At 69.6% G+C, this 18,683-nt stretch carries 20 protein-coding genes; 10 read left to right on the top strand and 10 right to left on the bottom strand.

The window, feature by feature from the left end:
- Positions 1-639: aminotransferase class III-fold pyridoxal phosphate-dependent enzyme (locus tag VF697_RS38620; RefSeq protein ID WP_331103043.1), on the bottom strand; the 639-nt coding region annotated here is incomplete at its 3' end.
- A 270-nt stretch (positions 640-909) separates the two neighbouring features.
- Here VF697_RS38620 and VF697_RS38625 point away from each other — a divergent pair.
- The 5 genes from VF697_RS38625 (at position 910) to VF697_RS38645 (ending at position 6,006) form a co-directional block, all read left to right on the top strand.
- Complete coding sequence (locus tag VF697_RS38625) at positions 910-1,977, top strand: hypothetical protein (RefSeq protein WP_331103045.1); 1,068 nt, start codon at positions 910-912, stop codon at positions 1,975-1,977.
- Between the two features lie 3 nt (positions 1,978-1,980).
- The gene (locus VF697_RS38630) at positions 1,981-3,117 is read left to right on the top strand and encodes a HEAT repeat domain-containing protein (protein ID WP_331103047.1); all 1,137 of its coding nucleotides are present in this window, start codon (positions 1,981-1,983) and stop codon (positions 3,115-3,117) included.
- Between the two features lie 104 nt (positions 3,118-3,221).
- A complete protein-coding gene (locus tag VF697_RS38635; protein ID WP_331103048.1) occupies positions 3,222-4,148 on the top strand; it encodes a DUF6929 family protein in 927 nt (308 codons plus the stop codon).
- On the top strand, positions 4,148-5,389 hold the full coding sequence (locus VF697_RS38640; protein WP_331103049.1) for an AAA family ATPase: 1,242 nt from the start codon (positions 4,148-4,150) through the stop codon (positions 5,387-5,389). The genes VF697_RS38635 and VF697_RS38640 overlap by 1 nt, the downstream gene beginning before the upstream one ends.
- Entirely contained in the window at positions 5,386-6,006 is a 621-nt protein-coding gene (locus tag VF697_RS38645) for a DUF4276 family protein (protein ID WP_331103050.1), read from the top strand. The genes VF697_RS38640 and VF697_RS38645 overlap by 4 nt, the downstream gene beginning before the upstream one ends.
- Before the next feature lie 55 nt (positions 6,007-6,061).
- Here the strand turns inward: VF697_RS38645 and VF697_RS38650 are convergent, their stop codons facing one another.
- The 8 genes from VF697_RS38650 to lspA (VF697_RS38685) all read right to left on the bottom strand — a co-directional run bounded on the left by VF697_RS38650 (position 6,062) and on the right by lspA (VF697_RS38685) (position 12,223).
- Positions 6,062-7,003 carry a tetratricopeptide repeat protein gene (locus VF697_RS38650; RefSeq protein ID WP_331103051.1) on the bottom strand — a complete coding sequence of 314 codons (942 nt, stop codon included), beginning with the start codon at positions 7,001-7,003 and terminating at the stop codon, positions 6,062-6,064.
- Complete coding sequence (locus VF697_RS38655; protein WP_331103052.1) at positions 7,003-7,263, bottom strand: hypothetical protein; 261 nt, start codon at positions 7,261-7,263, stop codon at positions 7,003-7,005. Before VF697_RS38655 ends, VF697_RS38650 begins: the two co-directional genes overlap by 1 nt.
- 106 nt (positions 7,264-7,369) lie before the next feature.
- On the bottom strand, positions 7,370-7,762 hold the full coding sequence (locus tag VF697_RS38660; RefSeq protein WP_331103053.1) for a hypothetical protein: 393 nt from the start codon (positions 7,760-7,762) through the stop codon (positions 7,370-7,372).
- A 172-nt stretch (positions 7,763-7,934) separates the two neighbouring features.
- The gene (locus VF697_RS38665) at positions 7,935-8,444 is read right to left on the bottom strand and encodes a KdsC family phosphatase (RefSeq protein ID WP_331103055.1); all 510 of its coding nucleotides are present in this window, start codon (positions 8,442-8,444) and stop codon (positions 7,935-7,937) included.
- 10 nt (positions 8,445-8,454) lie between these two features.
- On the bottom strand, positions 8,455-9,501 hold the full coding sequence (locus VF697_RS38670) for an MXAN_5187 C-terminal domain-containing protein (protein WP_331103057.1): 1,047 nt from the start codon (positions 9,499-9,501) through the stop codon (positions 8,455-8,457).
- A 41-nt stretch (positions 9,502-9,542) separates the two neighbouring features.
- Entirely contained in the window at positions 9,543-10,859 is a 1,317-nt protein-coding gene (locus VF697_RS38675; protein ID WP_331103058.1) for a prolipoprotein diacylglyceryl transferase, read from the bottom strand.
- A 112-nt stretch (positions 10,860-10,971) separates the two neighbouring features.
- Complete coding sequence (lspA, locus tag VF697_RS38680) at positions 10,972-11,592, bottom strand: signal peptidase II (RefSeq protein ID WP_331103060.1); 621 nt, start codon at positions 11,590-11,592, stop codon at positions 10,972-10,974.
- Positions 11,593-11,602: 10 nt separating this feature from the next.
- The gene (lspA, locus tag VF697_RS38685; protein ID WP_331103062.1) at positions 11,603-12,223 is read right to left on the bottom strand and encodes a signal peptidase II; all 621 of its coding nucleotides are present in this window, start codon (positions 12,221-12,223) and stop codon (positions 11,603-11,605) included.
- Positions 12,224-12,358: 135 nt separating this feature from the next.
- On the opposite strand from lspA (VF697_RS38685), the gene VF697_RS38690 reads away from it, so the two are divergent.
- Genes VF697_RS38690 through VF697_RS38700 form a run of 3 tightly spaced genes read left to right on the top strand, consistent with a single transcriptional unit; the run spans position 12,359 to position 14,727 of the window.
- Positions 12,359-12,703, top strand: a complete 345-nt coding sequence (locus VF697_RS38690) for a hypothetical protein (protein ID WP_331103064.1) — start codon at positions 12,359-12,361, stop codon at positions 12,701-12,703.
- A 21-nt stretch (positions 12,704-12,724) separates the two neighbouring features.
- Positions 12,725-13,474, top strand: a complete 750-nt coding sequence (locus tag VF697_RS38695; protein ID WP_331103066.1) for a Mut7-C RNAse domain-containing protein — start codon at positions 12,725-12,727, stop codon at positions 13,472-13,474.
- 35 nt (positions 13,475-13,509) lie between these two features.
- Complete coding sequence (locus tag VF697_RS38700) at positions 13,510-14,727, top strand: hypothetical protein (RefSeq protein WP_331103068.1); 1,218 nt, start codon at positions 13,510-13,512, stop codon at positions 14,725-14,727.
- 18 nt (positions 14,728-14,745) lie between these two features.
- Here the strand turns inward: VF697_RS38700 and pheA are convergent, their stop codons facing one another.
- The gene (gene pheA / locus VF697_RS38705; RefSeq protein ID WP_331103070.1) at positions 14,746-15,966 is read right to left on the bottom strand and encodes a chorismate mutase; all 1,221 of its coding nucleotides are present in this window, start codon (positions 15,964-15,966) and stop codon (positions 14,746-14,748) included.
- A 159-nt stretch (positions 15,967-16,125) separates the two neighbouring features.
- Between pheA and VF697_RS38710 the strand changes: the two genes are divergently transcribed.
- Together VF697_RS38710 and VF697_RS38715 are read left to right on the top strand one after the other, a co-directional pair.
- Positions 16,126-18,081, top strand: coding sequence for a S9 family peptidase (locus VF697_RS38710; RefSeq protein WP_331103072.1), 1,956 nt, complete (start codon positions 16,126-16,128; stop codon positions 18,079-18,081).
- An 80-nt stretch (positions 18,082-18,161) separates the two neighbouring features.
- The gene (locus VF697_RS38715) at positions 18,162-18,605 is read left to right on the top strand and encodes an amphi-Trp domain-containing protein (RefSeq protein WP_331103074.1); all 444 of its coding nucleotides are present in this window, start codon (positions 18,162-18,164) and stop codon (positions 18,603-18,605) included.
- The last annotated feature ends 78 nt before the right edge of the window (positions 18,606-18,683 follow it).

Here is an 18,683-nt window from a genome sequence, read left to right on the forward strand (position 1 = left end):
GCCCATGTTGCCCACCACCGGCTCGATGATGGCGCAGGCGATGTCCTTGGCCCGCTGCGAGAAGAGCTTCTCCACCGCGCCCAGGTCATTGAAGGGCGCCGTCAGCGTGAGCTGCGCCACCGCCGCGGGCACGCCCGGCGAGTCCGGCAGGCCCAGCGTCTCCACGCCGCTGCCCGCCTTCACCAGGAAGGGGTCCCCCGCGCCGTGGAAGCAGCCCTCGAACTTGAGGATGTAGTCGCGGCCCGTGTAGCCGCGCGCCAGCCGGATGGCGGCCACCGTGGCCTCGGTGCCGCTGGAGACGAGCCGCACCTTCTCCACGCTCGGCACCGTGGCGCAGATGAGCTCGGCGAACTGCACCTCCAGGTCCGTGGGCGCCCCGAAGGTGGTGCCCCGGCGCGCCGCCTCGGTGACGGCCGCGACGATGGGCGGGTAGGCATGGCCGAGGATGAGCGGGCCCCAGCTGCCCACCAGGTCCACGTAGCGGTTGTCGTCCACGTCCGTCAGCCACGCGCCCGCGCCCTCCTTGAAGAAGACGGGCTCACCGCCGACCCCACGGAAAGCACGCACCGGGGAGTTCACCCCACCCGGAATGCGCTCCTGCGCGCGGGAGAAGAGGGCCTTGCTCTGCGAGTGGTTCATGTGCGCTCCATAGCACGCGACGTGCGGCGCCACCGGCGTCACCCGTTCATCACCGGCGGCCTGATGGATTCTCGGCATGGCCTGGACGACACCGCGCCGCACTTTCGGGTTTTACGGTTTATGGGTGGGTGGACGAACTTTCGGTAACGGCGGTTCTAGCCTTTCCCGCGCGTGGATGTACATGCCGTCCCCTGGTAGACCCGGTGCGTCATCGCATGGGAGCCGGCCCCGGCCCTGCTACCCTCGCCCCTTCGCTCCAGGGAGAGAGCCTTGAAAGCCTCGCGAGTCCCGCTGTTCCCCCGTCGCGCTCCGCGCTGGAGCCTCGCCCCCGCGCTGCTCGCCGTGCTCGGGGCCCCCTCCGCCTCCGCCGTCGACGAGCGCCCCATCTCCGAGCCGCGCCTCCCCCCGCTCACGTGCCACGCGGGCTACTTGAAGCTCGAGGCACCGCATGGGCTCGCCGGGGTGCGCGCCGCCCTCCAGCAGGCCCTCTCCCGGAATGACCCTGCCGCGCTGCGCTTCCTGGAGGAGCGGCTCGCCGAGGTCATCGGCGAGGACGCCAGCGCCGCGCTCCAGGTGGTGGAGTGGGCCCACACCGCGCGGGAGCCCGAGCTGTCGCTCTACCTGCGCGCGGTGCGCGAGACGGAGGCCGTGCGGGCCCCCGCGGTGGTGGAGCGGCTCGTCACCCTGGCCGAAAACCACCAGAGCCCCGACCATCAGGCCAACGCCTTGGTGGCCCTGGAGACGCAGCACCGCTTCGAGCCGGCCGTGCTGGAGCGCCTCACCACGCTGGCCAGGCGGGACACGCTCGCGCTCGGGGTGACCATGACCACCGTGCGTGCCATCGGCCGGGTGATGGACAACGACTTCCAGCGCACCGGCCGCTTCACGCCGTACCTGGAGAAGCTGCTGGAGGTGGCGCTCGACTCCACCGAGGCCAACGTGCGGAGCCTCGCCCTGGAGATGGGCACCTACTCGGATGCCCGCATCGAGGGCCAGGCGCTCGAGCAACTGGCCAGGTTCCAGGCCGAGGACCCCGACCCCGGCGTGCGCGAGATGGCCGCGCTGGTGATGTCCTCGGGACGGGACACGCGGGCCGTGCTCGACGCCTTCCGCGCGTCCTTCCCCCGGGAGAAGGACGTGTGCGTGCGCTGGGCGCTCGTGCGCTACGCGGTGCGAGCCGCGGGCCCCGGGGCCCTCCCGCTCCTCGAGGACTTCGCGAGGCAGGACGCGCGCTTCCGGCGGGACTTCGCCGAGTTCAAGGCGCTGTATGACGCGGGCCACGTCGACTTCAACCAGGTCTTCCTCCGCAAGAGGAACCACCACCGCTGCGGGGGGTAGGCGATGAGCACGGGAGCGAAGAAGATCTGGGTGGGGGTAGGCGCGGTGCTGCTCGTCGCGCTCGTGGGCCTGCTGCTGTGGCGAGCGAACACCTCAGGAGGAGCCACGCGCGAGGCGAAAGACCCCGTGGCCGTCCAGGACCCGGCGCGCCCGGGCGCGGGGCCCGGAGGTACGTCGGCTCCGGCCCCGCCCTCGGCGCCTCCGAGCCTCCCGCCCGAGGGCCTGCTGCGACCGGTGCCGTGCGCGTTGGACTCGCTGGTGGAGGAGTACCGCCAGGGCCAGGGCTCACCGGCCTACCGGCGCTATGTGATGGAGCAGTTGCGCGGCGTGCTGGAGAAGCTGCCGCCGGAGCAGCTCTGGGCGAAGGTGGAGGCGGAGCAGGACGCGGAGGTGCTGGAGGCCCTGGCGGTGCTGTGGGTGATGCGCTTCAACCTGACGGACGACCGGGGCGTGCTGGAGCGGCTGCTGGCCAAGGCCTCGCGCGAGTCGGAACCGACGCGCCGGGCGGCGATGGTGCGCGCGCTGAAGGCCTCGGGCGAGCCGTCCAGCGAGGTGCTGGCCAAGGCCGAGTCCACGCGCCACGCCTACCCCGCGTGGGTGAAGGACGCGGCCCCCGAGGTGCGCGAGGCCGTGGTGGACAACCTGACGGCGGAGGCCGCGCGCAGCTTCGGTCGCTCCCAGGGGGTGGCGGAGGCGGCGGTGGCGCTCGCCACGAAAGCGGGAGACCCGAAGACGGCGGCGGGGCTGCTGGGCGCGTCGTCCCTCGAGGCGGCGCGGACGCCAGCGGTGGACTCGGTGCGCCAGCTCCTCCGGGCCTCGGAGCACCCCGAGGTGCGCGCCGCGGCGGCGAAGGCGCTGGGCACGGTGTCGGTGGGTGAGGCCCCACAGACGATGCGGGCGCTGACGGAGCACTACGCCACGGAGCGCTCGCCCGCGGTGCGCGGCGCCATCCTGGAGGGCCTCGCGCACCTGGGCCTGTCGAAGGCCGTGCCAGTGCTGCGCGGGTTGAAGGGCGTGGACCGGGAGCTGGACGGGGAGATCGACACGTGGCTCACGCTGCTGGCCTCACAGCCGCAGACGTGGAACCTGCTGCTGCGCGACAAGCAGACGCTGGAGCACGGGCGAGGCCAGAAGGGCTGAGCCGCGAATCACCGGACAGAGCCCTCGCGGGAAATCCCCTCTCCCGCCGGGAGAGGTTAGGGTGAAGGTCTCACCCGCCCGAGCTTCCCACCCGAGGACCCACCATGCTCCATCTCACCCAGCGCCGGACACTGACCCTCCAGGCTCCCGAGACACCGGGCGGCCATGCGCATGTGTCGGCCGCGAGCGGGCTGGTGCGCGCTGGGAAGTGGATCCACGTCGTCGCGGACGACTCGCTGTACCTGGCCACCTTCCCCGCCGAGGGCGAGGCGCCGGGACGGCTCCTGCGCCTCTTCCCGGGCGAGCTGCCGCTGGAGCCCAAGGCGCGCAAGGCGCTCAAGCCGGACCTGGAGGCGCTCTGCCTGTTGGGGGGCCTGCCCTTCGCGCCGCATGGGGCGCTGCTGGCGGTGCCCTCGGGGAGCACGCCGGTGCGGATGAAGGGCGCGCTGATGCCGCTGGCGGCGGACGGGAGCCTCGGCGGCGAGGTGCGCGAGGTGGACTTCACCAGCCTGTACGCGCAGCTCACGCGCGAGCTGGGCCCGCTCAACGTGGAGGGCGCGGCGGTGGCGGGCGCACGCCTGCGCCTGCTCAACCGGGGCAACGGAGACGTGGGCGCGGACGCGGTGGTGGACCTGGACGCGGGCCGGGTGCTGCGCACGCTGGAGGCGGGTGAGGCGCTGAAGCCGGACGTGGTGCGCACGGTGCGCCGCTGGGAGCTGGGGAAGGCGGGCAACGTGCGCCTGTCCTTCACGGACGCGGCGCCACTGCCGGACGGCCGCGTCGTCTTCACCGCCGCCGCCGAGGACACCCGCGATGCCTACGCGGACGGCGCGGTGATGGGCTCGGCGGTGGGCGTGCTGGCGCCGGATGGCTCGCCGCTGTTCCTCGATGGGGTGGACGCGAAGGTGAAGCTGGAGGGCGTGGACGCGCGGGTGGAGGGCGGCCGCATCCACCTGCTGCTCGTGGCGGACGCGGACGACCCGGCCGTGGCCGCGCCCCTGTTCGAGACCGTGCTGGAAGGCCTGCCCTGATGCCATCGCCTGAGACTCCCGAGCAGGCCCCCCTCAACCTGAGACCGCCGGGGAAGCGCGTACCGTTTCTCACCCGGGTACGGCTCCGCAACTACCGCAGCATTGCCGCATGTGACGTGCCGCTCGGGCCGCTCACGTTTCTCGTGGGACCCAACGGGTCCGGCAAGAGCAATTTCATGGATGCACTGCGGCTCATCACGGATGCCCTCCGTACATCGCTCGATCACGCGCTACGCGATCGCGGCGGCGTACAGGAGGTGCGCCGGAGATCCAGTGGCCATCCCACGAACTTTGGCATCCGCATCGAGTTCCAACTCCCCGACGGCGCATCAGGGCACTTCTCCTTTGAAGTGGGCGCACGCTCCCACGGCGACTACGCCGTCCAGAAAGAGGAGTGCGCGGTGGGTGGCGCCAGCTACCTCGTTCAAGAGGGCGAGGTCGTCATCAAGCCCAGCCCTGTCGCGCCACCGGGTTCGGCCGACCGCCTCTACCTCGTCAACGCCGCGGGCCTGCCTGAGTTCCGCCCTGTCTTCGACGTGCTCTCGAACATGGGGTTCTACAATCTGAACCCGGACAAGATCCGAGCCCTCCAGTCCCCTGACAAGGGTGAGTTGCTCGCACGGGATGGCTTCAATCTCTCGAGCGTGCTCGAACGCCTGGAGAAGCTGGATGGTGGCGGTACCAAGCGGCGCATCGAGGAGTACCTCAGCCGCATCGTGCCTGGGCTCGAAGGCGTGGACCCCAAGCGCGTTGGCCACATGGAGACGCTGGAGTTCCGCCAGCACGTCGAGGGCTCGAAGGAGCCCTGGCGCTTCCCGGCGATCAACATGTCCGATGGAACACTGCGTGCGCTGGGCATCCTGGTGGCTCTTCTCCAGGCCCGAGGTGAGGAGCGTGTGCGCGTCGTGGGCATCGAAGAACCGGAGGTGGCGCTGCACCCCGCCGCGGCGGGAATCGTGCGTGATGCCCTGCGTGATGGTTCACGCCATGCGCAGGTGATCGTGACGAGCCACAGTCCCGAGCTCCTCGATGCGCCCGAGGTCTCCGCCGAGGAGATCGTCTCGGTCACCGCCGAGCAGGGGAAGACCCTCATCGCGCGACTCGACGAGGCCACGCGCTCCACGCTCAAGGATCGGCTCTACACGGCTGGCGAATTGCTGAAAACGAACCAACTGACTCCAGACCGAGAAGCCGTTCCTGAGCCCCAACAGCTTCGCCTCTTCGAGCTGGAGGCCCGATGAAGGTCGGGGTCATCGTCGAAGGCCACGGCGAGGTTCTGGCGGTTCCCATCCTCCTGAGGAGGATCCTCCAGGAGCTGGCGCCCACACTGAACCCCTCCATCCTGCATCCGCATCGCGTCCCCCGGGGGCAGCTCGTCAAGGAGGAAGGACTCAGGCCCGCCATCGAGCTCATGGCACGCAAAGTAGGCGACGAGGGACGTATTCTCGTCCTGCTCGATGCCGATAACGATCTCCCCTGCGTTCTAGGCCCCCGGCTCCTGGCTCAGGCGAAAACGTACCGCCCGGATCGCGATATCTCGGTGGTCATCGCCAGGCGTGAGTACGAAGCCTGGTTCCTGGCATCCGTGGAATCACTCCGTGGCCACCGAAGGCTGCCGGAGACTCTCGCCCCGCCCCCCACGCCCGAGGATATCCGCGATGCGAAGGGCTGGCTGGATGAGCGCATGTCGGATGGGTACAGCGAAACCCTCGACCAGCCCGCTCTCACAAGCCTCTTCAATCTGACCACGGCGCGACGCGCGGACTCCTTCGACAAGCTCTTCCGCGAAGTCGGGCGCCTCTTTGACCTCCCTGTTCCACCCCGACAGTCCTCTGACGTGGCTCCCGGTCATGCATGACACGGCTTCCTCGAGCGCGAAGTAGCCGCAGCGGAGGCAAGGGGCCTACCGACGCTCAGTCGCCGTGGTCGCGGGTGGCTTCCTCGGCCGAGCCGCCGACGGCCTCCACCGAGTTCCGGGGGGCCGGGCGGTTCTTGTGGTCGAAGGCCGCCTGACGGTCGAGGCCCTCCGGCGTCGTCGCGGCGATGCGGCGACGCGCCCGGGCGATGGCGTCCTGCACCAGCGCCGGGTCCGGGTGGTTCTTGAGGGCCTGCACCCACGTCTCGATGGCCTTCTCGTTGTCCCCGGCCTCGGCCTTGAGCTTGCCCATCTCGAAGGAGGCGTGAGGGGCCAGCTCCGAGTCCGGGAAGCGGGCGATGAGATCCGCGTACGTGCGCGAGGCCTCCTGGCGGAAGCGCTGTACCTCAGGCGTGCCGGGCTGCGACTGCACCGACTGCATGTGCAGCGCCTGGGCCTGCAGGTAGACGGCGTCGTCCACGAAGGCGCTGGTGGCGAAGCGCTCGGCCAGCTTGCGCGACTCCAGCACGCACTGCTGGTAGTCCTGCAGCTCGAAGTACAGCTTGGCCACCTGGTAGTGCAGCTCGGCGCCCTGGGGCGGGTTGCGCGCCAGCGCCGCGGTGAGCTGGTCGATGGCGCCACGCAGGTCGCGGAAGTTCACCCGCAGCAGCTCGGCGAGCACCACGCGGCCCTCGAGCGCCTCGGGAGACTCGGGGCACTGGGCGATGAGCTCCTTGTAGACGCTCGCGGCCTCCTTCACCTTGCGCAGCTCCAGTCGGTAGACGTCCGCGGCCCCCTTGAGGGCCCGGGCTTTGAGCACCGCGGCCTGCGGGGAGTCATCCAGGCGCAGCGCATCGAGCGCCTTGCGGTACTCCACCAGGGCCTCGTCGGGACGCTTCTCGAAGGTGGCGTCTCGAGCCAGCTGCATGTGGTCGGTCGCGCTCTCCCGGCGACAACCCGGGGCGAGGACGAGGGCCAGGGCGAGCACCAGACGCCGCATCAGCAGGACTCCGGGAGGGGGGTGATGAGGACACACTCGGTGTCCAGACAGCGCACGCACTCCAGCTGGGTGTCGGTGTCGGCGACGCACAGGGAGACGCGGGAGGAGCGCGGACAGTCCTCACCGGCGGTGCAGCGGTAGACGCCACCACTGGCGTTCGTCACCGGCACCGGCTTGGGGACACACTCCTCGCGCGTCTCACAGCCGGTGAGCCCGGCCACGAGGGCGAAGAGGACGCGTGCTCCATTCCGGGGTCTCACGACCCGCGTTTCTAGCCGGATTTGGCGACTTCGTCACGGAAGGCCACGCCCGCCCGCTCGCCTCCCGGGCGACTGGCGGGAAAACGCCGGCCCTGGCGCGGTGCGGCTAGTTGTTGCTCACGCGCTCCACATGGCCCGAGGAGGTGAGCATCGCGGAGTCCACCGAGGCCATGCGGCGGCGGCGGTTCATCTGCCGCGCCTTCTCCTCCTGCTTCTCCAGGTGCCTGGCAATGCCCATCAGGTGCTCGTCCGCCACACGGCACTGGATGGCCGACACCTCCTGGTGCCGCCGCCCCAGCTCCTGCCACAGGTGCAGCGTCGACTGGTTGCCCAGCAGCCGCGTCTCCACCGCGTCGAGCGCCTCGTCCATGCGCTTCTCCTCGGCCTGGAGCTCCGCGAGGCGGGCCTCGGCTTCCTCGGGGGGCGCACCGCACCCGCTCGCCAGCCACAGCGCCACCGCCGCCAGCCCGAGCCCCCAGTGCCGCGTCCCGCCTGCCATCACCCACCTCGAAGTCCGGTGCGTTGGATTGCACACACGTCCGCGGGCCCCCGGCCAGGCATCCCGCTCGTGGCGCAACCTAGGGAGCACCTCCCCCCCGGGCAACCGCCCCCCGGTGCAACTCTCCGCTCGGACTGTCAGCGGCCGACGCTCAACCCGTCCCCCGGGGCGCTCAGGGCGCCTGCCGGTGACGAAGAATGAACTCACACACCTCGCGCGCCGCGCCGAAGCCCGCCGGCCGCTGCGCCACGTAGTGCACTTGGGAACGGACCTCGTCCGGGGCCTCGGGCGGGGCCGCCGAGAAGCCCACCGCCTTGAGCAGCGGCAGGTCCACCGTCTCGTCGCCCATGTAGCCGCACCGGTCCGCCGTCACCTTGAGCAGCTCCAGCAGCTTCTCGAAGTGGGCCACCTTGTCCTGGCTGCCGAAGTGCACGTGCTTGAGGCCCAGCGACTGCATCCGCATCTGCGCCGAGAGGCTGTCGCCGCCGGAGATGGCCGCCACCTCCAGCCCCGCCTCCTGCAAGCGCTTGATGCCCATCCCGTCGCGCACGCTGTACATCTGCGTCCACCCCGAGTTGGGCACCCAGAAGATGCGCCCGTCGGTGAGCGTGCCGTCGATGTCGAAGATCATCACCGACAGGCGGCTCACCCGCCCCTTGAGCGACTCCAGGTTCTGGTTCATCCCCGGGAGCCTACTTCGGCACGGCCTTGAGCACGGCCTTTCCGTCCTTGATGACGACCTTGAACTCCACCGACTTGGCGCCGTGTTGCTTCATCAACTCCGGCACCTGCTTGCGCAGGGAGGAGGCCACCGAGTCGAAGCTCATCTTCGAGGTGTCCTCCTTGTTGCGGCGCTTGGCGGCGACGTAGGCGTCGTAGACGGACTTCAGGCTGTCGTCGGTGAGGCCGCTGGCGCTGCTCGCCGAGGGAGGACGCACCGCCGCGGCCGGACGCGGACCCGTCGCGGGAGGCCGGGCCACGGGCGGCACCGCGGGCGCCACGGGCGGCACCACCGGGGCGATCGACGGCAGGGGCGAGGTGCCCCGGGCCGGCGTCCCCGCCACGGGGGCGACAGGCGGCACCAGCGGCTTGACGGAGGGCACCAGGGGCGCCACCGAAGGCACCAGGGGCGCCACCGTGGGCACACCGCCCCGGAACGGCACGGGCTCGAGCGGCGCCATGGCCGGCACCGGCGGCGGGGGCGGCTTGAGGGTGGAGGAGAGCATCGCGTCCACCTCGTCCACGTCGAAGTCCGTGTCCTCGGGCAGCTCCACCGCGCCCTGGGAGCGGGCCTTGGCCGGGGCCACCTTCTCGGTGCGGCGCTTCACCTTGGCGAGGTCGCGCTTGTAGGTGCCGTTCTCGATCTCCTGCAGCGTGCGCAGCCACAGCCGCTCGTAGGTGACGAACTTGCTGTGGATGGACTGCACGCGGAACTTGGCGCCGGTGTTGCGCACGAAGCTGTTCTTGAGCTTCTCCACCCGCTTCTTCAGCGCCTCGTGCGTGCGCGCCGGCGGGGTGCGCTCGAGCCCCAGGAAGTAGTGCTCGTACGTCACCTTCAGGGCGGCCAGCTCGGCCTCGATGGCGTCGCACTCCTGGGCCGCCATCTCGCTGCCCGACTTCGTGGGCATGCCGGACTTCGTGTCCCCCTGAAGCGCCGCCAGCTTCGCGGTCGACTTCGCCGACGCGCCAGACTTGGTGGTGGGGTTCTTCGTGGACGACTTCGAGGGCTCGTACGCCATGGGCCCCTAGAGTGTCCCCAAGACGCGGCTTCTTATCAACCTCAGGCCGGGCTCGGTGTCGGCCCGACGCCAGCCGACTCGCCCGCCCGGCGGATCCGCCGGTACAGCAATGTCGCACCGAAGGTGAACATGCACAGGGAGATGAACTGGCTGGTGGAGATGTTGTACCAGGCCTCCAGGGGGACGGAGTCCGCCAATCCCCGGGCTCCCAGCGAGTTGAGCAACCCGTTGAGCGTTCCACGCTCCGTGTCACCCCGCAGCAGCTCCACCGAGGTGCGCAGCACCGCGTAGCACATCAGCCACAGGGCGAAGATCTGCCCGTGGAAGCGCCGGAAACGCCGCGCATACAGCAACACCAGGAAGAGCACGAGCTGGCCGAGGGACTCGTAGATTTGCGTGGGGTGCACCGGCAGGGTGGTGCCGTGCTGGGCCACCCACTCGGAGATGCGCACCGCGCCAGGGGCCGCCTGGTGGAGGATTTGCCCGGTGGCCTCCACCACGTAGCGGGAGTCCTGCGCCTGGGACTGGAAGGCGAGGCTGGAGGTGCCGCCAATCCGCCCGAAGAGGTCCCTGGCCACGCTGGCGCCGGGGAAGTGGGCCGCGAAGCGCGTGCCGGCGGCGGTGACATCCCCCCAGCAGCACCCGGCGGCGTAGCACCCGAGCCGGCCCAGGCACTGGCCCAGCGACACGGTGGGGATGGCCAGGTCCGCCAGCCGCAGGAAGTCCATGCCGTTGAGCCGCGAGAAGACGTAGGCCGCGAGCCCCGCGCCGATGAGGCCGCCGTAGAACACGAGCCCGCCGCCCAGCGAGAACGCCTGCGTCCAGTCGCGCGCGTAGTCCTTCCAGTTGACGAGCACGAAGAGGACGCGGCTGCCCACGAGCCCGCCCACCAGGAGGTAGAAGGACAGGTCCATGAACTGCTCGCGCTTGCGAGGACCCTCGGTGTCCACCCACTGGCCGCCGCCCTGCGCATCCGGCACCCACGAGAGCTTGCGCCACTCGTCCTGCGCCAGCCGCGAGCCCACCGCCACCGCCGTCATGAAGCCGGAGGCCAGCAGCACCCCGTAGGTGTGGATGGGGATGCCCTCGCCCTTGCCGCCCAGGAAGACCCCCGCGGGCAGCGCGTACCGCAGGCCGAACGACGCGATGCCCGCGCCGATGGCGCCGTAGATGAGCGCGCGCATCATCCGCTGGTCCGTCGTGGCCGGCGCGGGCTTCTCGCCCGGAGCCGTGGGGGTGCCCTCGGCGCCCTGCCAGCCGTTGTAGGCGATGTAGGCCACCGCCGCGAAGGCCAGGGCGTACAGGAGGAGCTGGGACCAGAGGGACGTGAAGGTGAAGTGGACGAGGACGGGAAGCATGGGCGGGGACCGTTACGGACGCGAGGCCGCGCAGGTTACCCCGTCACGGCGTCGCTGCGGGTGGGGGAGGCGACCCGGGAGCCGGGCCGCCAGCAGGGGGAGCGACCCGCCCTCAGGAGCGGACCTCGGCCGACTTCTCCTCCTTGGGCGTCTCCTCCTTGCGCACGAAGGCGTCCACCATGAGCAGCCCCACGCCCACGACGATGGCCGAGTCGGCCACGTTGAAGGAGGGCCAGGTGGCCTTGTCGTACCAATGGGCCTCGAGGAAATCGATGACGAAGGCCCGGGCGATCCGGTCGATGTAGTTGCCGATCGCCCCGCCGAGCACCAGGGGCAGGCCCCACAGGGCCCACTTCTCCTGGGGGTCCTTCCCGCTCAGCTTGCTGAAGTACCAGGAGATGAGCACCACCGCGCTGATGCTCACCACGTGGAAGAGCGGCCCGCGCACGTTGGGCGGCAGGGTGCGGAACAGGCCCCAGGCGGCCCCCGGGTTCTCCGCGTAGCGCAGGCGGAAGAAGGACTCGGAGACCTCGATGTAGCGCTTGGAGCGGTAGTGCAGCCCATCGAAGCCCAGGGGCGGGGGCTCGCCGTACATGGCCGACAGCCGCTCGCCGAGCGTGGGCCGGTCATCCATGCGCGTGGTGAGCTCGCGCACGACGAGGTACTTCGTCCACTGGTCGAGGACGATGACGCCGAGCGCCACCGTCAGCAGGAGGAGGTATTTGCGGGGCACGGGAGGCGGCTTACACCACCTGCCCCCCCGTCGTCACGGATTCCACCGGTCGGCGCACCCGCAGGGAGTCGATCAGAAGCAGGCCCACACCCACGCAGATGGCCGCGTCGGCCACGTTGAAGGTGGGCCAGCGCATCCCCGGCTGGTTGCGCCAGTGCCAGTCGATGAAGTCGATGACGTAGCCCCGCAGGAGCCGATCCACGAAATTGCCCAGCGCCCCGCCCGCTACGAGCGCCAGGGCCCAGCGCACCAGCCGCTGGTCCGCCTCCAGCTTCAGGTACATGGAGAGGATGAAGCCGAGCGCCACCAGGCTCACCAGGTGGAAGAAGGGCCGGCGCACGGACTCGGGCAGGGTGCCGAAGAGGCCCCAGGCGGCCCCCGGGTTCTCCACGTAGCGGAAGTGCCAGTAGTTCTCGATGAAGCGGTAGGGCGACGTCGGCCGGCGGTGCAGCCCGCCGAGGAACGGCGCCTTGTCCGCGTCCTGCTCGGTGAAGAAGCCCTGCACCCGAGCGAGGCCGGTCTGGCCCTCGAGGGAGTCCGTGAGACGACTCACGGCCAGGTACTTGGTCACCTGGTCGGCGGCGAGGATGGCGAGGCCCACGAGAATCAGGACACGAAAGCGGTGCACCATGGGACCCTGACCTCTACCCTGGGGATGGGGAGTCTGACAACTTGGCCCGGCGGACGAGCGATCAGCCAGCGGGTTGACTCCCCGGACGCCTCGAAGTGGGGCATGGTGGGGATGATGCAGACTGTTGAGCCGCCCGTGACGCCAAATTCGGACGAAACTCCTACCCCCCAGGCCGTGGCCGCGAAGCCCTCCCTCAAGGAGCGCTTCAAGACGCTCATGGCCGACTATGGCCGGCTCGCCATCTGGGTGTACTTCACCATCTTCTTCGGCTGCTGGGCCGGCATCGCCGTGGCCATCCACCTGGGCTTCCAGTTCGAGGGCGCGGGAGGAACCACGGGCACGGTGCTGGGCGCCTACGCCGCCACCAAGGTCACCCAGCCGCTGCGCATCCTCGCCACGCTGGGGCTCACCCCCCCGCTGGAGCGGGTGCTGCGCGCCGTGCCGAAGCTGCACCGCTTCCTGACCGGCCACACCTCGTAGCCCCGGCCCGGCGGAGCCCGTATGACGCAGGTGACGGTTCGCTTCTACGGCTCGCTCAACGACTTCCTCGCCCCCGAGCGGCGCGGCGTCGGGTTCGTCCACGCCCTCCACGGGCCATGCTCGGTGAAGGACCTCATCGAGTCGCTCGGCCCGCCCCACCCCGAGGTGGACGTGGTGCTCGTGGACGGCCAGGCGGTGGACTTCTCCCACCGCGTCGAGGACGGCCAGCGCCTCGCCGTCTACCCCCTCTTCTCCTCCATCGACGTGACGTCGCTCGTGCGCGTGGGGCCCCCGCCCCTCTCCGAGCTCCGCTTCCTGCTCGACGTGGGGCTCGGCCGGCTCTCGGGCCTGCTGCGCATGCTGGGCTTCGACACGCTGTGGCGCAATGACTCCGCCGATGCCGAGCTCGCCCGTGTGTCCCGGGACGAGCAGCGCATCCTGCTCACCCGGGACCTCGGCTTGCTCAAGCGCTCCGAGGTGGTGCACGGCTACTTTCCGCGCGAGACGGACCCCTCGCAGCAGCTCGTCGAGGTGGTGCGGCGCTTCCGGCTCTCCGAGCACATGCGGCCCTTCACCCGCTGCATCGCCTGCAATGCCTCGCTGTCCGCCGCCTCGCCTGAAGAAGTGCGGGGGCGCGTGCCGGAGCGGGTGCAGGCCACGTTCACCCGCTTCCAGCAGTGCCCCGAGTGCAAGCGGGTGTTCTGGGCGGGCTCGCACCACGAGCGCATGCAGGCCATCATCGACAAGCTGCGCGAGCTGGAAGCGCGGTAACCCCTCCAGTTCCCCCCCTCCCCCGGAGCCATCCCTTGAAGAGACTCGGTCTGTTCGCGTGTGTCCTCGCTCTCGCGGCCTGTGGTGACGACCCGCCGCCCGTCGATCCACCCGTCCCCGCCCCCGTCATGAAGGACAATCTGGGGGTGGCCTTCTCGAGCATCCGAGGCCTCGCCATCGGCACCGCGGGGTCCGCGCTGACGGCCGGAGCCGTCCAGACTCCGGAGCAGCAGCAGCTCCTCACGCTCGACGCGAACAATCAGCTTCAGCCCGTCGCGCTCACCACCACCGGCACGGGCAACCCTCGCGAGCTCTACGACACGCCCAAGTTCGTGCTCATCGCCGTCAGCGACGTGACGCACGAGGGGCAGAGCTGCGCGTCGGTCCTCGTGCGCAAGTCCGATTCGGCCATGTTCTGTGTGCCGTTCTCCCCCACCACCCCCGGGAACCGCGGCGCGGACCGGGTGCAATGGGGGAGCACGGGTGACACCGTGGTCATCGACAGCGGTAACGCGCTGCACCGGCTGGACGCCACCGCCAACACCCTCCAGCTCACGACCCTTCGTTTCGACGGCGCCGAGCTCGTGAACTTCGCCGTGAACGCGGCTGATGACGTGATGGTGAACCTGCGCCAGGACAACGGCACCGTCATCCGCGTCTACCCCAAGAACGGGGCCCCCGTGTTCGTGACGGCCAGGAACCAGAGCTGCGTGTACCCGGGTCCCGTCGGAAGCCGCGACTACTACCTCGCGCTCGGCTGGTCGGACAAATCGAGCGTCGACCGGGTCGTGGGAAGCGAGACGGGCACGTACTCGGAACCCGCCAGCGTCTGGACGACGGGGCCCTCCGTCTGGGACAACTGCGGGGTTGTCTATCGCTCCCAGGACCGGCTCATCGTCCGGGCCTCCACCAACCTGCTCGAGGTCGTGAATCCGTCCGGGACCCCGCGAGTGCTCCCCGTGCAGATGAAGGTGGCTCGGGGTGGGGCCCTGTTCAACTGGGGCCAGGACTCGGAGGGGCGGGCCTTCGTGACCCGGTATGATCTCCCCGCCCTGACGCCGGTCGCGCTGTTGGCGGCGTCGCCCTATCGACTGGGCAAGGTGGATGTCAGCCCCACCGGCGAGGTCTCCTTCACCGCGACGCGCCTGTCCGACGGCGCTCGCGTGGTGGGCTCCATCCGGAGCGGCAAGCTCGAGGTCTCCGAGCTGACGCAGTCCCAGCCGGAGATCGTCACGCTCGTGCGCATCAACTGAAGTGACTCCGGGCCCGGCTCAGAGGATGCGGCGCGAGCGCGGGTAGCTGCCGAGGACGAGCAGCTCGCGGCAGTGGGCGCGGGCCCGCTCGATGGTGGCGGCCATGTTTGGCTCGTCACGGTGCCCGAGCGCGTCGATGAAGAACATATACGTCCAGTTCTCCCCTCGCCCGCGCGGGCGCTTGTCGATGTGCGAGAGGTTGATGCCGGCGGCCTGGAAGACGCCGAGCACCGAGACGAGGGCGCCTGGCGCATCGTCCGTGGTGAACATGATGGAGGTCTTGTCATCGCCCGTAGGCCGGGCGTTCTGCCGGGCGATGATGACGAAGCGGGTGACGTTGTTCGGGTCGTCCTCGATGCGCGCGAAGAGGACGTTGAGCCCGTAGAGCTGCCCGGCGAGCGTCGTCCCGATGGCGGCCGCTCCGGGCTCAGCGCCAATCTCCAGGGCCTTGCGGCACTCCTCGACGGCGATCTGCGCGGCGCGCGAGCTGCTGGCCGCGGGCATCAGCTCGACGCCGGGGTACTGGGTGCTCAGCCAGTTGCGGCACTGCTGGAAGATCTCCGGCTTGGAGTGGATGCGCCGTACCTGACGGGGCTGGCAGTTGGCGAGCAGGGCGTGGTGGATGGTGATCTGCACCTCGCCATAGATGGAGATTTGATGGGCGTTGGCCTTGAAGGCGTCGAGCGTCTCCACGATGCCGCCACCGAGTGAGTTCTCGATGGGGACGAGCCCGTAGTTGACGTGCCCGCGGCGCACCTCGGTGAAGACCCCCCCAATCTCGTGCAGGTCCTCGTAGTCCACGGAGGCGCCGAACTGCTTCACGGCGGCGGCGTGCGAGTGGGAGCCGGGCGGCCCGAGGTAGCCGATGCGCAGCGGCTGCTCGAGGGCGAACGAGCCGCTCATCATCTCGCGGTAGATGCCCTCGATGGTGCGGTCGGGCAGCGGGCCCTTGTTGGCGGCCAGCACCTTGCGGAGCACCTCGGCCTCGCGGTGCGGGGCGTAGATGGGGATGCCCTGGGTGCGCTTGGTCTTGCCCACCTCGACGACGAGACTCGCCCGCTCGTTGAGGATCCGGATGAGGCGGTCGTCGAGCGCGTCGATCTTCTTGCGCAGCTCCTGGAGCCGAACCGGGTCCTCGGCCGTCTCTGCGGGCGGCGCAGCCGGAGGGGCGGCGGGCGCGGTGCGAGCGCGCTTCCGGGCGGGGGGGCTGCTCCTCTTTCCGCTCTTCCTGGTGGCCATCTGTCTCCCTCAACAAGCGGCCCACGTTACCAACCGTTCGCACACCCTCGGGAAGTATTGAACCTGCCCTTCCAATTGCCAGGAAGCGAGAGTGACGGGAAAGTGACTGCCCCGCTCGCGGTCCAGGCGGCCCGCCGTCCCTCCCTCTTTGGAGCTCACATGCCGTCCTGGTCCACCGTGTCCCGAGCGCTGGTTGCCGTGGCGCTCGTCCCCACCCTGGCGCTAGCCACTCCCAAGCGGGGGCCAACGCCGCCCGCGAAGGCCCAGGCCGCCCGTGCCACCCCGCGCCCGTCGAAGCAGTACACCATCGACCAGTTCGTCGGGACGACGGACGTGTTTGGCGCGTCCTTCTCCCCGGACGAGAAGCGGGTGCTCTTCTCCTCGAATGAGACGGGCATCTTCAACGTCTTCACCGTGCCAGTGACGGGCGGCAAGCCCACCCAGCTCACCCGCTCCACCACGGACGGAACCTACGCCGTGGGCTACTTCCCGAAGGACGAGCGCATCCTCTTCACGCGGGACCAGGCCGGCAACGAGCTGTCCCACCTCTACGTCCGCACGCCGGACGGCAAGGAGCAGGACCTCACCCCGGGCGACAAGCTGCGCGCCAGCTTCCTGGGCTGGAGCCAGGACGCGTCCGCCTTCTACGTGCTCGGCAACGAGCGCGACGAGCGCTTCATGGACGTGTACCGGTACGACGCGAAGACCTACGCGCGCACCCTGCTCTTCCAGAACGACGGCGGCTACGACGTGGGCAAGGTGTCCCCGGACGAGAAGTGGCTCTCCCTGGAGAAGTCCCGCACCACGTCCGACAGCGACGTCCACCTGTACAACGTCGCCACGAAGGAGCTGAAGCACCTCACCCCGCACCAGGGCACCGCCCTCTGGCGGACGGCCACCTTCGACCCGGCCTCCTCCGCGCTGTACCTGCTCACCAACGAGGGCACGGAGTTCACCCGCGTGGTGCGCTACGTGCTGGCCAGCGGAAAGGTGGAGGAGGTGGAGAAGGCGGACTGGGACGTGATGTACACGTACTTCTCCAGGAGCGGCGCCTGGCGTGTCACCGGCATCAACGAGCACGGCCGCACCGTCATCCGCCTCCACGATGTGAAGGCCGGCAAGCCGCTCGCCCTGCCCCAACTCCCCGAGGGGGACATCAGCGGCGTGGAGCTGGCCCGGAGCGAGAAGCGCATGGCCTTCTACCTGAATGGGGACCGCTCCCCGAGCAACCTCTACGTCCATGACTTCGGCACGAAGAAGACCACCCGGCTGACGGACACGCTCAACCCCGAGATCGACGCGAAGGACCTGGTGGACACCGAGGTGGTGCGCTTCAAGTCCTTCGACGGGATGGAGATCCCCAACATCCTCTATCGGCCGCACCAGGCCACGGCGGAGAACAAGGTGCCCGCGATCGTCTGGGCCCACGGCGGCCCGGGAGACCAGACGTACAGGGGCTACGTGGGGTTCATCCAATACCTCGTCAACCAGGGCTACGTGGTGCTCGGCGTCAACAACCGCGGCAGCTCCGGGTACGGCAAGACGTTCTTCACCGCGGATGACCAGAAGCACGGCCGCGAGCCACTCCAGGACTGCGTGGAGGCGAGGAAGTACCTCGCCAGCCTCCCGTACGTGGATGGCTCGCGCATCGGCATCCTCGGCGCGAGCTACGGCGGCTACATGGTGCTGTCCGCTCTGGCCTTCCACCCGGACGCCTTCGACGTGGGCGTGGACGCCTTCGGTATCTCCAACTGGCTGCGCACCCTGAAGGACATCCCGCCCCACTGGGAGTCCTTCCGCCAGGCGCTCTACCAGGAGGTCGGCAACCCGGAGACGCAGGAGGAGATGCTGCGTGCCATCTCGCCCGTCTTCCACGCGGAGAAGATCCGCAAGCCGCTGCTCGTCATCCAGGGAGCCAATGACCCGCGCGTGCCCAAGGAGGAGTCGGACGAGATCGTCCAGGCCGTGCGGAAGAACAAGGTTCCCGTCGAGTACCTCGTCCTCCCCGACGAGGGCCACGGCTTCAGCAAGAAGAAGAACGAGGCCGAGACCTCCGCGCGCATTCGCGCCTTCCTGGACCAGCACCTCAAGAGGGAGAAAGCCACGGCGAACTGATCAGGAACCTGGCTCGGTCGTCTCGAGCGAATCTCGTTATCATCGCCGCTCCGCAGCTCGAACGAACCGGAAGGGAAGCGATGCCGAAGCGACCTGAGCGTGACATCGAGAAGGGCTATCCGCGTAAGGAGTTCGCCGCCAAGTTGAGGAGACTGGCGGATGCCATCGAGGCCGGTCAGGCCTTCAGCATCCAGGTCGCGGGCGAGCGCCTGCACATCCCCGCGGATGCGCTCTTCAACATCGAGCACGAGCGCGAGGGAGACGTGGACGAGATCGAGTTCCAATTGCGCTGGAAGCGCGAGAGCAACGAGGTCATCCTCGAGCCCATGGCGACCCGAGCGAAGACAGCGAAGAAGGCACCGGCCAAGAAGGCTCCCGCGCGAATCCTCCTGCCCAGTGGGGCCACGGAGGACGAGGGCCCGAAGCCCAAGTCGGCCAAGAAGGCTCCCGCGCGAATCCTCCTGCCCAGTGGGGCCACAGGGGACGAAGGCACGAAGCCCAAGCCGAGGAAGGGCCGAGGCTAGACCCTCCGAGGTCAGTCCGAGCAGGAGGCCGACGTGAAGCAACCCCCTCCCTCCATCAGAGGGAGAGGGTTTTGGCTC

It is taken from the genome of Archangium sp., from assembly GCF_036388035.1.
In the GTDB taxonomy this organism is placed as follows: domain Bacteria; phylum Myxococcota; class Myxococcia; order Myxococcales; family Myxococcaceae; genus Archangium.

What these genes read in the sequence shown, in the direction of transcription:
- VF697_RS38660 (WP_331103053.1), bottom strand. Translation starts at nt 7,762, where the DNA reads ATGGCAGGCGGGACGCGGCACTGGGGGCTCGGGCTGGCGGCGGTGGCG.
- VF697_RS38695 (WP_331103066.1), top strand. Translation starts at nt 12,725, where the DNA reads ATGACGCAGGTGACGGTTCGCTTCTACGGCTCGCTCAACGACTTCCTC.
- VF697_RS38645 (WP_331103050.1), top strand. Translation starts at nt 5,386, where the DNA reads ATGAAGGTCGGGGTCATCGTCGAAGGCCACGGCGAGGTTCTGGCGGTT.
- VF697_RS38640 (WP_331103049.1), top strand. Translation starts at nt 4,148, where the DNA reads ATGCCATCGCCTGAGACTCCCGAGCAGGCCCCCCTCAACCTGAGACCG.
- VF697_RS38710 (WP_331103072.1), top strand. Translation starts at nt 16,126, where the DNA reads ATGCCGTCCTGGTCCACCGTGTCCCGAGCGCTGGTTGCCGTGGCGCTC.
- lspA (WP_331103062.1), bottom strand. Translation starts at nt 12,223, where the DNA reads ATGGTGCACCGCTTTCGTGTCCTGATTCTCGTGGGCCTCGCCATCCTC.
- VF697_RS38650 (WP_331103051.1), bottom strand. Translation starts at nt 7,003, where the DNA reads ATGCGGCGTCTGGTGCTCGCCCTGGCCCTCGTCCTCGCCCCGGGTTGT.
- VF697_RS38635 (WP_331103048.1), top strand. Translation starts at nt 3,222, where the DNA reads ATGCTCCATCTCACCCAGCGCCGGACACTGACCCTCCAGGCTCCCGAG.
- pheA (WP_331103070.1), bottom strand. Translation starts at nt 15,966, where the DNA reads ATGGCCACCAGGAAGAGCGGAAAGAGGAGCAGCCCCCCCGCCCGGAAG.
- VF697_RS38715 (WP_331103074.1), top strand. Translation starts at nt 18,162, where the DNA reads ATGCCGAAGCGACCTGAGCGTGACATCGAGAAGGGCTATCCGCGTAAG.
- VF697_RS38665 (WP_331103055.1), bottom strand. Translation starts at nt 8,444, where the DNA reads ATGAACCAGAACCTGGAGTCGCTCAAGGGGCGGGTGAGCCGCCTGTCG.
- VF697_RS38670 (WP_331103057.1), bottom strand. Translation starts at nt 9,501, where the DNA reads ATGGCGTACGAGCCCTCGAAGTCGTCCACGAAGAACCCCACCACCAAG.
- VF697_RS38675 (WP_331103058.1), bottom strand. Translation starts at nt 10,859, where the DNA reads ATGCTTCCCGTCCTCGTCCACTTCACCTTCACGTCCCTCTGGTCCCAG.
- VF697_RS38630 (WP_331103047.1), top strand. Translation starts at nt 1,981, where the DNA reads ATGAGCACGGGAGCGAAGAAGATCTGGGTGGGGGTAGGCGCGGTGCTG.